Genomic DNA, 14,318 nt, shown 5'->3' with positions numbered 1-14,318 from the left:
GCCAGCATGCCTGCTTTCTCCCGCTCTACAATTGCGAGCAGAGCCGGTAGGCTTCATAGATCGCTGAGTATATATCCCGGCTGGCAACCGCATCTCCAATGCGGTGCAAGATGAACGATCCAGCAGCGTGGGGACCACCCTTTGTCTTCGTTCCCATCATGAGTGCGATATCGGTGACGCCATTGTTGGAGGAGCGCGCACGCAATTCCAGGTAGGTATCTTCCATGGGCGCGGTGCCGCGTTCGACGATGAGTTGGGCTGCCATCATTTCCGTTTCCGCGCCGGTGAGCTCATGCCGGAACCGGGCGGCGATCCCGTTGCCTTGGCCTACCGCCTTTACTAGGCGCACGTCGCTGACTACCCGGATGCCGAGTTCCGAGGCAAGTTTGCGGAAACTCACCCTGTCCGGATAGGGTGTCTCGATCGTCAAGGTATCGTCCGCTATGGCCAGGCTAACCACGCGCCCCAGGCGGGCAAGATGCAGGGCGCAGGAAATGGCGGCCTGGCGTCCGGTTTCGTCGTAGATGAGCACATCGTCTTTCGCCGGCAGGACGCCGGTCAAGACATCCCAGACGCTGTCGCAATGTTCGGCGCCCTCCAGCCATTCCATGTCCGGAACGCCGCCGGTGGCAACGATCACCGCGTCCGGCTTCTCGGCCAGGACGATCTCTGCGTCCGCATAGGTGTTGAGACGGACGTCCACGCCGAGGCGGGCAAGTTCGTCGACGCGCCAGTCGACTATGCCGATGAGATTCTTGCGGTCGACGGCGGAGGCTGCAACGAGCACCTGCCCACCGAGCCGCGCTCCGGCTTCAAGCAGGCAGACTTTGTGCCCGCGCTCGGCGGCGACCCTTGCCGCTTCCATTCCACCCGGCCCCCCGCCGACCACGACCACACGTTTCGGCGTTTCGGCCCCGGCGATGGTATGGCTGATGATCGTTTCATGGCCACTGGCCGGATTGTGAACGCACTGCACCTTCTTATACAGGCAGTAGGAAGCGCCGACGCACGGGCGAATGCGGTCTTCTTCTCCCCGCATCACCTTGTTGACGATATGCGGGTCGGCAATATGCGCCCGCGTCATGCCGACCAGGTCGACAAGGTTCTCGCGGACGGCATGCCGGGCCGTGGCTACATCCCTGATGGCTGCGGCGTGGATGACAGGCAATCGGGTCTCCCGCTTGAACTGCCCAACCAGCGGCACAAACGGCGCGCTGCGGGTGAACATGCCAGGCATGTTCTGCTCGGCCAGAGACAGGTCGGTGTCCATGCGGCCAAAAATGCAATTGAAGAAATCGATATGGCCTTCCCGCTCGAACAACTGGGCGAAAGCGAGGCATTCCTCGAAATCCGATCCGTCATCGACCCCCTCGTCGATGACGAATCGAATGCCGACCGCGAAATCGTCGCCAACCGCCTGGCGAATTGCCTCATGAACCATCAGGCCGAAGCGGGCGCGATTTTCGAGCGAGCCGCCAAATCCATCCATGCGTCTGTTGGTTCTGCGCGACAGGAATTGGCCGACGAGATGGCCGCCGGTGACCGTCTCGATGCCGTCCAGCCCACCGTCACGGCAGCGCTTGGCGGCGCTTGCGTAATCCTTGACGATCCTGTCGATGTCGGCTGCGTCCATCTCCTTCGGGAAATTCCGGTTTCGCGTCTCGCGCACCCGTGACGGCGCCACCGGCGGGAGCCAGTTCCCGGCATAGGCGGTGGCGCGCCTGCCAAGATGCGAGACCTGGCACATGACTGCCGCGCCGTTGCGATGGATTCGCCGCGACAGAGACTGAAGATGGGGGACGATGCGATCGCTCGAAAGATCTAGCTGACCACCGCCCCAGCTCGAGTCGGGCGAGGTCATCGCCGAGCCGCCTGCCATGGTCATCGCCAGGCCGCCGCGCGCTTTCTCCTCATGGTAGAGCTGGTAGCGCTCGAGCGGCAGGCCGCCCTCGTCAAGCATCGAGGCATGGCTGGTGCTGACGACGCGGTTGCGCAGCGTCAGACCCTTGAGCCGGAACGGCTGAAGCAGAGGATCGCCGGATGTGCTGTCTGCTTGAGATGCCGCTACCTTCACGTCCTGCTCCGTGCCATTCCCGAGAGTTATAGTCTGCTCTTTACGAGACTTCAGAAAGCTTGAAAATTGTTGGGGTGGCTATACGCTGGACGTATGACTGGTTTTGCAAAACTCGTTCCTTCCGCGCGCGGACTTCTCGTTTTCGAGGCTGCTGTCCGACTGGGCAGCTTCACGGCCGCCGCGCGGGAGTTCAACGTCACTCAACCATCCGTTAGCCGCAGCATCGCCCAACTCGAAGCCGATTTTGGAGCCGCTCTGTTCACCCGGGAGCCAACGGGATTGGCCGCGACCCCGGCAGGGCGCGCCCTTTATTCAGCTGTGCGAGAAGGATTTGAAGGCATCGCGCAGGTCATCCGGGAGATCAGGCAGAACAGCGCTGCAAAGCCGCTGGTTACCCTTTCCCTTTCGAGTTCTCTGGCAACACACTGGTTTGTTCCCAGATTAGGGGCGTTCAACAAGAGATTTCCTGATGTGGACCTGAGGTTCGAATTGATCGCCGGCGTTCTACGAGGGCCTGCCGAGAATGTGGACCTTGCCACGAGAATCCTGACCGATGACGATACGCAGTATCACCGCTGGGCGTTCTCGCCGGAAATCATCGTTCCCGTATGCAGTCCATCCTATCTGTCGGCCCACGGTCGGTTGATACATGCCGGAACCGGGGACGGTCATGTCCCGCTTCATCTTACAGACGCCAAGGAGCAGTGGCTGGATGCATGGGGCGGTGTAGCGGACCGCAAGACCAGCAGGGCGAAGTGGCTCGAGTTCTCGGACTACGCGGTCGTCCTTCAGGCAGCGATGAACGGGGAAGGCGTGGCGCTCGGCTGGCTCAGCAATGTTTCAAGGGCGCTGCTTCAGGGAACGCTTGTTCCGGCCTCGGACAGGCAGATCAAGACGGGCCGGATCCATCAGTTGATTGCGCCGCGCTCAAAGCCGGTACGGCCTGTCGTCTCTGATATCAGCGCCTGGATGGTCGCTGAGATGCAAGCCGAATTGAAAGCATTGCACGCGATACTGCGGCTGGACATTTTGTAGCGGGCTGCGGGGCGACAACCGCGCGCGTCGCGGCCACCCCTACCTCGGAAACAGGCTGGGCAGCGGCATGTGCGCCTTGACGATGGGAGACTTCAGCACCACGAAGCTGAAATACTTGTCGATGCCGATATCCATGTCGGTGAGCCGCTCCATGATCGACTGATACTCGCCGATGCCGGAGGTGACGAATTTCATCAGATAGTCGTAGCCACCCGACACAAGATGACATTCGATGACCTGCTCGATCTTGTCCACGACGGCGAGAAAACGGGCGAAGTCTACCTGGCGGTGGTTCTTCAAGGTGATTTCGGTGAAGACGGTCAACGTCTGGCCGAGCTTGCCGATATTGATCTGCGCCGAATAGCCTTCGATATAACCTTCCGATTGCAACCTCTTGACCCGCATCAGGCATGGGCTCGGCGATAGATGCACCACCTCCGCCAATTCCACGTTGGTGATGCGGCCGTTCTTCTGCAGTTCGTGAAGAATCTTGATATCGATCCGATCGAGTTTCACGGGTTGTCTCCGAGGAAGAAGGCCGCAGCACAAAATGCTGCCTTGCTAGTGACCGTCGAGACTACCACAGCCCGCCGGGCTGTCCATCCGACCGGATGCCGCTTGAAACGCAGGGACTCCCGATTTTAAGACGGCTGCCGGAATAAAATTCTGCTCAGGCCACAACTGCAGCAGCGGCTGCCTGCGCGACACGCTAGATTGGCGCTTCAAGGCAGAGAGAACCATGCGCGCGCCGCTGCAGCAAATCGAAACGTCCGCCGAACTGCCGCAATCGGCTGATGTGGTGGTGATCGGCGCAGGCATCGTAGGTGTCTTTGCGGCCTACTATCTGGCCAGGCGCGGCCTGAAGGTCGCGCTGGTCGAAAAGGGACGCATCGCCGCCGAGCAGTCCAGCAGAAACTGGGGATGGTGCCGCCAGCAGAACCGCGACGCCCGCGAGCTGCCTATTGCAACCCGAAGCCTCGACCTATGGGACAGCTTTGCGGCGGAAACCGGCGAAGACACCGGCTTTCGCCGTTGCGGGCTGCTTTATCTCAGCAATGACGAGGCGGAACTTGCCGGCTGGGCGCGTTGGCGTAACTTCGCCAGAACCGCCGGCGTTACAACGCACATGCTCGACAGTGCCGCGGCCACCGAGCGGGGCCGTGCCACCGGCCGGCGCTGGAGGGGCGGCGTCTTCTCGCCGACCGACGGCACAGCCGATCCTTCGCGGGCGGCGCCCGCGGTCGCCCGCGCCATCCTCAAGCTTGGGAGCATCGTCCACCAGAATTGCGCGGCGCGCGGTATCGAGACCGAGGGCGGGCGACTGAGCGCCGTGGTCACGGAAAGTGGAACGATCCGGACCAAAGCTGCGGTCATGGCCGGTGGCGCCTGGGCCTCCTCCTTTTGCCACCAGTTTGGTTTCCGCTTCCCGCAGGCGTCGGTACGCTCGTCCATCCTGTCCGTCTCGCCCGGTGCGGAGGGCCTGCCGGACGCGCTGCACACCGCGAAGGTTTCGGCCACGCGCCGCGGCGACGGCGGCTATACGCTCGCCATAAGCGGACGCGGACGCGTGGACGTGACCGCGCAGCAACTGCGTTTCTCGTCGCAGTTCCTTCCCATGTTCCTGAAGCGCTGGCGCAGCATCGGGCCTGGCGGGCTGCAAGGCATGCGTTCGGGCCACGAAACGCTGCAACGCTGGCGGCTCGACCGGCCGACGCCGATGGAGCGGATGCGCATCCTCGACCCGGTTCCGGATCAGGGGACCATTCGACTGACCCACGCCCGGGCGCTCGAGCTGCTGCCTGCACTTCGCCAGACCAGGATCAGCGCGGCCTGGGCCGGCTATATCGACAGCACGCCGGACGGAGTGCCCGCCATCGGCGAGATCCATAGCGTTCCGGGTTTCTTCCTGGCGGCCGGATTTTCGGGGCACGGCTTTGGCATCGGCCCAGGCGCCGGGCACCTCGTTGCCGATCTGGTGACCGGAACAGAACCGATCGTCGATGCGACATCCTATAACCCGCGCCGCTTCGACGTTTCGGTATGGGGCAAGGTCGCCGACTTCTAGAGCCGGCGACGTCGCATCAGTCTTCCCGGAGGAAGGCGCCGATGGGTGCTGGCCGGACAGGGGCTTGCGCGCGAAACCTGCCGACGGCTTCGAGCATACAGCCGGTTTGCGCGGCGACGAGTTCGACGGCAGCCAACTGGCAATAGCGCCCCTGGCAGCGCCCCATGCCGGCGCGTGAAAGTGATTTCACCCTGTTGGCCTCGCAGCCGCCGAAATCCGTCCCCTCGCGCACGGCTGCGGCGGTGACGTTCTCGCACCGGCAGACGATCGCCTCATCGGGCAGCGCCCGTACCATGGCCGCCGGCCAGGGAAAGGCGCGAGCCAGACCGCGAGCAAAGCGCTCGAGCCGCACGAGCTTGCGCAGATCGGCACTGACCGAGGGCGCCCGACATCCGCTGTCGGCAAGGCACGCCGCCGCTGCAAGGCGCCCCGCAATCTCGGCGCCATCGGCACCGAGCAGGCGAACCCCATCGCCCGCAAAGTAGACACCGTTGCCGGCCCGACCCATTTCGTCGGTCTTTGGCAGCCACTGCCGCCATTGCTCGTCATAGGTGAAGGCGCATCCCGCCAGATCGGCCAGATGGGTTTCGGCCCGCAAGTGCCAGCCCATGCCGATCATGTCGCAGGAGGTGAGCTGCTGCCGTCCGCCGGCATCGCGCCAGCGCAAGGCTGCGACGCCCTGCCCGTCGGCCTCGATCCGCTCCAGTGTCACACCTGCGTGATAGCGGCGCCCGAGCCGCGCCCGCAGGGCCATGCCGCGCAACGCAACGACCGGCCGGGCGGCAACGCCTGAGAATCCCCGCACCTGTTGATGCCAGGGAGACGTATCAAGCACCGCGGCCACATCCGCTCCAGCCTCGACGAGCTGGGCGCCGACCAGCGTCAGTAAGGGCCCCGATCCCGCCAGGACGATCCGCCGCCCAAGGGCCACACCTTGCGCCTTGAGCGCGATTTGCGCCGCGCCAAGACTGTAGACGCCGGCATTCTGCCAACCGGGGATCGGCGCGACGCGGTCGGACGCGCCCGTGGCAAGGATCAAACGCTCATAGCCGACAACCTGAACGCCGTCCTCGCCCAGCACATGCAACTGGCCGCCATGCGCGGCTATGACAGAACTGCCCGCGCAATGGGTGAGTTGCTCATCCTTGGCCAGCCGATCGAAGAGCGCATGCAGTGCGCGCGCCTTCGCCGCTTCCGACCCGTAGAGCTGCTTTGGCGTGCGGCCGAACCCGGCAGGCGGACGGCGATAGATCTGCCCGCCCGCGCGATACCCTTCGTCGATCACCGTCGGATGGAGCCCGGCCTCGACCAGCGTGGCGGCGGCCCTGATGCCGGCGGGACCTGCACCCACGATCACAATCCGTGGCGGTGTGGCCTGGTTCACGGCCAGCTCTCCGGAGGTGTCGTGCGCAGCCGCAGACCCTCACCGATAAGGGTTGTGCACGCGCGCAGACGCGGTCTCTCCTCCTCCTGCCATATCCAACAATCCTGACATGCGCCCATCAGGCAGAACCCTGCGCGCGGCTCGGATCCGAACTCTGATTGTCGCAAGGTGTGCCCCGAAGCCAGCATGGCGGTCAGCACGGTGTCGCCCGCCAGCGCGTGACGCATCTCACCGTCGAGAAAGAAGTGCACGTGTGCCCGGTTACGCTCGGCCAGCCGGACGATACGGCCGGCCGTGCTCATTCCGCTGCCTCTTGCAGCGGACGAGGTCGCGGCAATTCGTGGAAGCGTTCGCAGACCGCATCGAAGGCTGCCTGAACGCCCTCCGGCCCGGACCGTCCTTTCATACGGCGGAAGATCTCCGTCTTGGCGAAGAAGCGCCAATGAATCGGCAAGGCGTCCAGCACCGCATGAAGCTGGTCATAGGCCGCCGGCGTCCACTGCGCTTCGTAACCATCGCGCTCCGGACCGAAATGGAAATGACCGACTGATGGTTCCTTGCGTGAGCGCAGCAGCTTGGTCGCGTGTTCATCAGTCTCGCCGCTGCGGATGACGACGCCATAGTCACGCTCGGCGGCTGTCGGCGAGAGATAGCCGCGCCGCACGTCCTGAGCGACCCGCCATGGCTCGCGCTGAAACGGGTCACCGCGCCCGCCGCCGCCGGCGGAGCGGATCTCGAGCATGTCGCCAGGCTGCAGGACCGCCGTGTCGATATTGCCCAGCCGCCGCTCGTGCTCGCCCCCCGGATTGACGACCATGTCGGACAGGCCGGCCGCCTTGCCGCCGAGTACGCCCCAAGGGCGGAAGAAACTGCGGTCGCGGTTGCGCGCCGTGATCCTGGAATCGGGCGCAAAGACGCGAAACGCCATCTCGGTCGCCAGCCCACCGCGCCAGCGGCCGGCGCCGCCGCTATCCCTGGCGAGCCCGTATTTCACAAATTCGACTGGGGTTTCGGTCTCGGTGATCTCGATCGGCGTGTTTTTGAGATAGGCGGCATCGGCGCCCGATCCGTTGGTGCCATCGCGATGCGGCATCGCGCCGCCGCCGCCAACGACGGGGTTTACCGCGGCGATGACGCTCCGGCTGGTGCGCTCGTCCGTCGTCATGACGTTGATGATGCAGTTGTTGCCGGCCGGAGCCGCAGGCAGGCGCTCCGGCACGGCTTGCGAGAAGGCGCCGAAGATGACCGACCGCAGCCGAGCGCAGGTGAGCGAGCGCATGCCAACGGCGGCGGGGTGGATCGGGTTCAGCACCGAACCTTCAGGGGTGATGCAGGTAAACGGCCGAGTGAGGCCGGTGTTGAGAAGGATCTTCGAGTTGAGCGTATAGAGAACGTAATAGACGCCCACCAGCAGCATGGTGTGGCGCGGGTCGCCGCCCGAGGGCACGTTGAGCGAGGAGCCGAGTTGCGGATCGGAGCCGGTGAAGTCGAGCACCGCCTCCCCGTCTTTGATCGTCAGCGTCAGCTTCAGCCGGCACGGATTGGCCTCGACGGAATCCTCGTCGGCATAGTCGGCGAATTCCCAGGTGCCGTCGGGCATTGCGCGCAGCACGTCGCGCGCCTGTGCCTCGGCATGGTCGAGAAGAGCGGCAACGCCTTCGACGAAGCCGGCTTTGCCGAACTTCCTGACCATCGCCTGGATCTTTCGCTCGCCGGTGTTGAGCGCGCCGACCAGGGCCTTGATGTCGCCGATGTTGAGATCCGGCTTGCGCACATTGGTGCTCATGATACGCAGGATCATCTCGTCGAAGACACCCTCCCGCACCAGCTTCATGGGAGGAAAGCGGATGCCTTCCTGATGGATTTCGGTCAGCGCCCGGCTGAGCGAAGCCGGCACCGCCCCGCCCATGTCGGTGTTGTGGATGTGCCCTCCGGTCCAGGCGACGATCTCGCCATCGACGAAGACCGGCTTCCAAAGATGCGTGTCCGGTGCATGCGTGGCGACATGGCCGGAATAGGGATCGTTGGTGAAGGCGACGTCTCCCGGCCGGTAATCGTCGACCATCGCGATGGCGCGGCGATAGGAAAGTCCGGGATACCAGGTGGCGCCGAGTTCCATGGGGACGGCGAAGGTCGCGCCCGAGCGGTCCATCAGCATCACCGTGAAGTCCTGCGTTTCCTTGACGAAGGCGGAATGCGCGGTGCGGTGCAGCGTGTGGGCCATGTTCTCGGCCGCCGCGCGGGCATGGTTCGCCAGAACCTGAAGGTTTGTCCGGTCAAACAAAGGCGTCACTCCGCGAAAGTCAGAAGAAGATTGAGGTGGCGATCGACCCGCGCCTGCACTCCGGCGGGAATGGCAAAGGTGGTGTCTTCCTGAACGACCACGGCAGGCCCTTGGAAACTACTGCCAGGCACAAGAGTCTGCCGGTCGTGCAGGTCGACGGTCTCGACACTCAGGCCGGTATAGACCGGAAGCCGGCGCGCCGGACTGGCGGAGACGTCGATCTCGTCGATCTCTGGAAAGGAGAGCGCCGGACCCGCACCGACGGCGGACAGCCTGATATTCACAAGCTCGATCTCGCCGTCCGGGTCGTGGAAATCGTAGAGCCGCTCATGGGTGCGGTGAAAGGCCTGCTCGATGGCCTCTGCGTCGCTCTCCTTGAGCCATTCAGGCGAAAGGACGATCTCGATCTCATAGCTCTGACCGAGATAGCGCATATCGCACGAGAAATTGAGCTCAACGGCCGCGTCATGCCCCTGCGCCGCGAGCCAATCGCGGCCCTCGCTTGCGAGGGCCTCGAAAGCCGCGCGGATAATTGGGAGCGACGCGGCCGACAGCGGCGAGAAAATGGTGCGAATGAAATCTCCGCGCAGATCCGCCACCAGCCCGCCGAGCGCCGACACGACGCCGGGGCGTCGTGGCGCCATGACGCGCTTCATGCCGAGTTCGCGGGCAAGGAAAGCGCCGAGCATGGGGCCGCCGCCGCCAAAGGGCATCAGCGTGAAATCGCGCAAGTCGACGCCGGCGCGCGAGGCGAGCTTCTCGACCTCGACGAACATCTCCGACACCGCGATGTCGAGGATCGCCTGCGCGGTCTGCTCGACCGGGCGGCTAAGCCGCGCCGCGAGTTCGCCGACTGCACGCTGCGCCAGCCCGGTATCTATGCGGAGCTGGCCATAGGCCATCTCGCTGTGACCGAGCCATCCGCACACCACCATAGCGTCCGTCACCGTCGCCCGGTTGCCGCCACGGCCGTAGCAGGCCGGTCCCGGTGACGAGCCGGCCGATTCCGGGCCGACGCGCAGCACGCCTTGCGCATCGACACTGGCAATCGAGCCGCCGCCGACGCCGATCGAGCTCACCGACACGGACGGGATATGGAGCGGAAATTCGCCGATCAGCTCGCCGGTGCCGAATTGCGGCTCACCGTCGATGATGAGCGCGAAGTCGGCGGAGGTGCCGCCGATGTCGAGCGTAAGGATCCTGTCCTCGCCGGCCTGGCGTGCCAGCCACGCGGCGCCGATGACGCCGGAGGCCGTTCCCGACAGCAGCATGTTGACGCAGGCCTGCTTGCCTTCGGCAGCGTTCATCAGACCGCCATTCGACTTGGTCAGCATCGGGCGGGCCGGCACGCCCCGCCCTTTCAGCCGTTCTTCCAGCGCCGTCAGGTAGCCCGAGACGCGGGGATGGACATAGCCGTTGAGAATGGCGGTGGAGCTGCGCTCGTATTCGCGGATGACCGGCCAGACCTCGGCCGAGGTGAAGACGAAGAGGTCCGGCGCCAGACGCGCGATCGCCGCCTTGACGGAGGCCTCCTGCGTGGCGTTGCGCCAGGCATGGAGGAAGGACACGATGATGCCCTGCGCCCCATTCGCTTTGGCCGCCGCGACCGCGCTTTCCACGACCGCTATATCGGGCGCCTTCGTCTCGCTGCCATCGGCGCGCATGCGCGCCGGAATGCCGAACACCATGTCGCGCGAGATCAGCGGGTCCGGCCGCGAGCAGAACAGCGAATACATGTCCGGCATTCGAAGCCGTGCGAGCTCGATCACGTCCTCGAAGCCGGCATTGGTGAACAGCGCGAGCGGCGCGCCCTTGCGCTGGATGATCGTGTTGATGCCGACCGTCGTGCCGTGCACGAAGCGCGTCATATGAGAAGGGTCGAAGCCTTCGCGCTCAGCCAGCAGGGTGAGACCCGTCATCAGCTCGGCGCCCGGATCCTCCGGCGTCGTCAGCACTTTCAGGGAGGCGACGCGGCCCGAGTTTGCTTCGAGCGCGCAGAAATCGATGAACGTCCCGCCGATATCGATGCCGACCTTCCAGTCGTCCCCGTTCCGCGCTGCATCCGTCGCCATGACACCATCCATGATGCGTCCCTTCCTGTCTGCCAACCAAAGCTGGCACGACCGGATGGTTCCGGTCCAAGATGGATGAGGAGCAAGGATATAAGTCGTGCTTATGCTTCGGCTCGATGCTCGCCGAGGACGGCGGAACAGGCCGCGCGAATTTCGTCGCGCATCATCTCATCGGCCCGCGAAAGGGCGCGGGCGCGTGAGGATAGCAGTGCGATAGGGAATTCCGGTCCTGCCGTGAGCGGCCTGACCGCAAGCCCGGCAAACTGATGCCACGGCAGCAGCGCATCGACCAAACCGATGCCCAGGCCGGCCTGGACGAAGCCGACTGCGGAGATGGATACGTCGATCTCCAGCGACGGCGAAAGCGCCACGCCTTGCGCCTGGGCCGCGCGGGCCAGTTCGTCGGCAGGGCGGGTGTTGCCGCGATAGGATATCAACTCTTCCTCGACGAGGTCGGCGAGCGTCAGCTCGGCTTTCGTTTGCAGCGCGTGTCCGGCGGGCAGCAGACATACGAAGCCGAGTCTGCCGACCACCTCCGCCTCGATATCCGGAGGCAGCCGGTCGTCCATTGCCAGGCCGAGGCTGGCATCGCCCGCGCGCAGCATGTCGACGATTTCCGAGATGGGCGCGGTATGGGCACGCAGCATTATGTTGGGATGCTGCGCCCGGAATTTGGTGAACGCACGCGGCAATATCGCCATTGCCGGCGGCGGCGACGCCGCAACCCGCACCAGCCCGGCCCTACCCAGGCGCAGATCGGTGGTCTTGCGGCGCAAGCCGTCGAGCCCCGCCGACAACCTCTCGGCATCGGGGAAGATTTCTAGCGCCTCAGGAGTTGGTCGCAGTCGGCCCTTCACCCGCTCGAACAGGGTGAAGCCGAGTTCGTCCTCGGCGTGAAGTAGGATCTGGCTGAGTGCAGGCTGGGAAATGTTCAGCATCCGCGCCGCGGCGGTCACGGTACCCGCGCGCATCACGGCGATGAACACTTCGAGCTGCCGGGCCCGCATTGCTACTCCATAGGTAAAGCTTATGGCTTCTGTCCAAACCCATCTTTGACGCAACAGCGCGGCGCGCACAAGATCGGCTGGGATTGATCGCCAGAGGGCGCCATGAATGTGATCGTGCTGGGCGGCGGACTGATAGGGACGGCTTCGGCCTATTTCCTCGCCCGGCGCGGCGCGCGCGTGACATTGATCGAGCGCAACCGCATCGGCACCGGGGCAACGGTCGCCTCCTTCGGCAACATCCGGCGCACGGCGCGTCATCTGTCCCAGCTTCCATTGGCCCATCGCTCGCTCAGGCTCTGGGGCGAGGCCGAGAAAATGCTTGGCCGCGACGTCGAATTCCGCGCCACCGGTCATATCCGGCTGATCTTCGGTGAAGATGGTCTCGCCGACATGCGGACCTATGCGGAGGCGGCGCGGCCCTGGGGACTTGACCTGGAGGAACTCAGCCCGCGCGAGATTCACACCCGCTTTCCCGGCCTCGGCCCCAATGCGATCGCGGCGTCGTTCTCGCCGCATGACGGCAGCGCCAATCCGCGGCTCATCGCGCCTGTTTTTGCCGAATCCGCCCGCAGGCTAGGCGCCGAAATCGTGGAGGAGGCGAAAGGCACGACGATCGGGCACACCGGATCCAGCTTCCTTGTCACCAGTTCAAAAGGCACATTCGCTGCCGAGTGCCTGCTTAACACCGCCGGCGCCTGGGGCTCGGGCATCGCCGCACAGTTCGGCGAAGCGGTGCCGCTCGACGCCCGAGGCCCGCAGATGGGCGTGACCGAGCCGCTGCCGCACCGGATCCTGCCGGTGGTCGGCATCTGGACGCGTGACAAGAACCATGGCGCCTATCTGCGCCAGGTCGAGCGCGGCAACATCGTGTTCGGCGGCGCGGCCGAAAGAGTAGCGGTGGACCTCGATCGAGGCCATGCGGCGGCCGACCCCATGCGCCTGCCCGTGCAGTTACGCGCGGTAGCACGGCTGCTGCCGGCAATCGCGCACGCCATCGTCATCCGCACCTGGTCAGGCTGCGAGGGCTATGTCAGGGACATGCTGCCGGTCATGGGACGCTCGGCGACGACGCCGGGCCTGTTCCACGCCTTCGGCTTCAGCGGACACGGCTTCCAGCTCGGTCCGGGCGTGGGCGATGCCATGGCCGAGCTCATTATGACCGACCGATGCGGAACGCCGCTCGATGATTTCAGGGTCGATCGCTTCGGCCGCGCCGCCTGAAGAAGCAACTTCCGACATCCGCGCAACCATGGCTTCTTTGGCCGTGAAAGGAGGGATAGCTCGGGCAGGCTTTCGAAATCGCAAAACGGCTGGAACAAGGTGATTTCCAGCCCGGCGTCGCGAACCATCGGCCGAAGTCGCCTGTGCCGTCGAAGGCGACGAAATCATTCTCGAAGATCTCGATCCCGTCGAACCCCGCCGCGGCGATGGCGGACAGCTTTTCCGCGAAATCGCCGCTGACGGAGACCGTCGCAATCGAGGTTTTCATGTCGACATCGTGGTTTGATCCGCCGCCTCCGCCGAAACCATCGCGGCCATTCTGCGGCAGGCCTCCAAACCGCTTGCCTCGCCGATAGCCTCCAACGGAGCGCGGACGCGCAACCATGCGGCGTCACCCGTCCGAGCCGCCAGGACGGCCTTGACTGCAGGCACGACGGGTAGTTCGAGCAGCATGCCGAGCAAGGCATCGATCACTGGATCGTCTTCGCCGCGCACCAGCTTCGCCACCAGCGCCGGAGCGAAATTCGCCACGCCGCTGATCGCGCCGCTGGCGCCTTGCCTGACCGCCCGGGCCAGGTGACCTTCATGGCCGACGAGAATGGCGAGATCGCGATGCCCGGCAAGCAGCGCCGTGGTCTGGTCCCAGTCCCCGCTTGAATCCTTGACCCCGGCAATGGCTTGCGGAAAGGCCGACCGCAAGCGTGCCACGAGTTTCGGGCCGATGCGCACGCCGGTGAGGCCCGGGATGTTGTAAAGAATGACGTCGCGGCCGGCCGGGCCGACACGCTCTAGAACCTCCGAGAACCAGCGATAGACGCCTTCCTCCGTCGGCTGCTTGAAATAGAAGGGCGGCGTCAAAAGGATGCCCCCGCAACCCGCATCCAGCGATCGCCGGGCATGGTCGCCGGCATCCTGCGACGACGGCCCGTAGACGCATTCGACCAGGCTGCCGGCCCCGATCCCGGCGGCGGCCATGCGCTCGTAGAGCGGAGCGCGGGCCGAGGCCGAAATGGAAATGCCCTCGCCGGTCGTGCCGAAGGCGGTCACCACCCGCATACCCTGCGCCAGCAGGTGTTTGGCGTGGGCGGCAAAGCGCGGCCAGTCGATTGCGCCCCTATCGTCGAACGGCGACGTCAGCGCCGCGCTGACACCGATTTTCTTGCGCATGGGATGATC

Annotated in this window: 11 protein-coding genes and 1 pseudogene; 3 read left to right on the top strand and 9 right to left on the bottom strand. The window is 64.9% G+C overall.

Features of this window, described 5'->3' with window-relative positions:
* Positions 1-25: 25 nt before the first annotated feature.
* Positions 26-2,074 carry an NADH:flavin oxidoreductase gene (locus tag C7I87_RS03310; protein ID WP_149902851.1) on the bottom strand — a complete coding sequence of 683 codons (2,049 nt, stop codon included), beginning with the start codon at positions 2,072-2,074 and terminating at the stop codon, positions 26-28.
* A 93-nt stretch (positions 2,075-2,167) separates the two neighbouring features.
* Between C7I87_RS03310 and C7I87_RS03305 the strand changes: the two genes are divergently transcribed.
* The gene (locus tag C7I87_RS03305) at positions 2,168-3,109 is read left to right on the top strand and encodes a LysR substrate-binding domain-containing protein (RefSeq protein WP_149902850.1); all 942 of its coding nucleotides are present in this window, start codon (positions 2,168-2,170) and stop codon (positions 3,107-3,109) included.
* 39 nt (positions 3,110-3,148) lie between these two features.
* On the opposite strand, the gene C7I87_RS03300 is transcribed toward C7I87_RS03305, so the two are convergent.
* Positions 3,149-3,625, bottom strand: a complete 477-nt coding sequence (locus tag C7I87_RS03300) for an Lrp/AsnC family transcriptional regulator (protein WP_149902849.1) — start codon at positions 3,623-3,625, stop codon at positions 3,149-3,151.
* Between the two features lie 223 nt (positions 3,626-3,848).
* Here C7I87_RS03300 and C7I87_RS03295 point away from each other — a divergent pair, with 223 nt between their 5' ends.
* Positions 3,849-5,174, top strand: coding sequence for an NAD(P)/FAD-dependent oxidoreductase (locus C7I87_RS03295; RefSeq protein WP_149902848.1), 1,326 nt, complete (start codon positions 3,849-3,851; stop codon positions 5,172-5,174).
* Between the two features lie 16 nt (positions 5,175-5,190).
* Here the strand turns inward: C7I87_RS03295 and C7I87_RS03290 are convergent, their stop codons facing one another.
* The 5 genes from C7I87_RS03290 to C7I87_RS03270 form a co-directional block, all read right to left on the bottom strand.
* A complete protein-coding gene (locus tag C7I87_RS03290; RefSeq protein ID WP_149902847.1) occupies positions 5,191-6,558 on the bottom strand; it encodes an FAD/NAD(P)-dependent oxidoreductase in 1,368 nt (455 codons plus the stop codon).
* The gene (locus tag C7I87_RS03285) at positions 6,555-6,860 is read right to left on the bottom strand and encodes a (2Fe-2S)-binding protein (RefSeq protein ID WP_149902846.1); all 306 of its coding nucleotides are present in this window, start codon (positions 6,858-6,860) and stop codon (positions 6,555-6,557) included. The genes C7I87_RS03290 and C7I87_RS03285 overlap by 4 nt, the downstream gene beginning before the upstream one ends.
* Positions 6,857-8,842, bottom strand: coding sequence for a hydantoinase B/oxoprolinase family protein (locus C7I87_RS03280; RefSeq protein ID WP_149902845.1), 1,986 nt, complete (start codon positions 8,840-8,842; stop codon positions 6,857-6,859). The genes C7I87_RS03285 and C7I87_RS03280 overlap by 4 nt, the downstream gene beginning before the upstream one ends.
* Before the next feature lie 5 nt (positions 8,843-8,847).
* Positions 8,848-10,926: a hydantoinase/oxoprolinase family protein gene (locus tag C7I87_RS03275; RefSeq protein ID WP_149902844.1), complete on the bottom strand. Its 2,079-nt coding sequence runs from the start codon at positions 10,924-10,926 to the stop codon at positions 8,848-8,850.
* A gap of 89 nt (positions 10,927-11,015) precedes the next feature.
* Positions 11,016-11,921, bottom strand: a complete 906-nt coding sequence (locus C7I87_RS03270) for a LysR family transcriptional regulator (protein WP_149902843.1) — start codon at positions 11,919-11,921, stop codon at positions 11,016-11,018.
* Positions 11,922-12,023: 102 nt separating this feature from the next.
* Between C7I87_RS03270 and C7I87_RS03265 the strand changes: the two genes are divergently transcribed.
* Positions 12,024-13,142 (top strand): NAD(P)/FAD-dependent oxidoreductase, encoded by a 1,119-nt coding sequence (locus C7I87_RS03265; protein WP_149902842.1) that lies wholly within the window; start codon positions 12,024-12,026, stop codon positions 13,140-13,142.
* 59 nt (positions 13,143-13,201) lie between these two features.
* Here C7I87_RS03265 and C7I87_RS35815 read toward each other — a convergent pair.
* Together C7I87_RS35815 and C7I87_RS03255 are read right to left on the bottom strand one after the other, a co-directional pair.
* Positions 13,202-13,410: pseudogene (locus C7I87_RS35815) on the bottom strand (3-keto-5-aminohexanoate cleavage protein); the annotation flags it as partial.
* Positions 13,407-14,309, bottom strand: a complete 903-nt coding sequence (locus C7I87_RS03255) for a dihydrodipicolinate synthase family protein (protein ID WP_246696173.1) — start codon at positions 14,307-14,309, stop codon at positions 13,407-13,409. The gene C7I87_RS03255 and the pseudogene C7I87_RS35815, both read right to left, overlap by 4 nt.
* Positions 14,310-14,318: the final 9 nt, after the last annotated feature.

Source organism: Mesorhizobium sp. SARCC-RB16n, from assembly GCF_008520305.1.
Taxonomy (GTDB): Bacteria; Pseudomonadota; Alphaproteobacteria; order Rhizobiales; family Rhizobiaceae; genus Mesorhizobium.
Note: the sequence above shows the minus strand (reverse complement) of the source record. Positions and strands in the feature narration are given on the sequence as shown.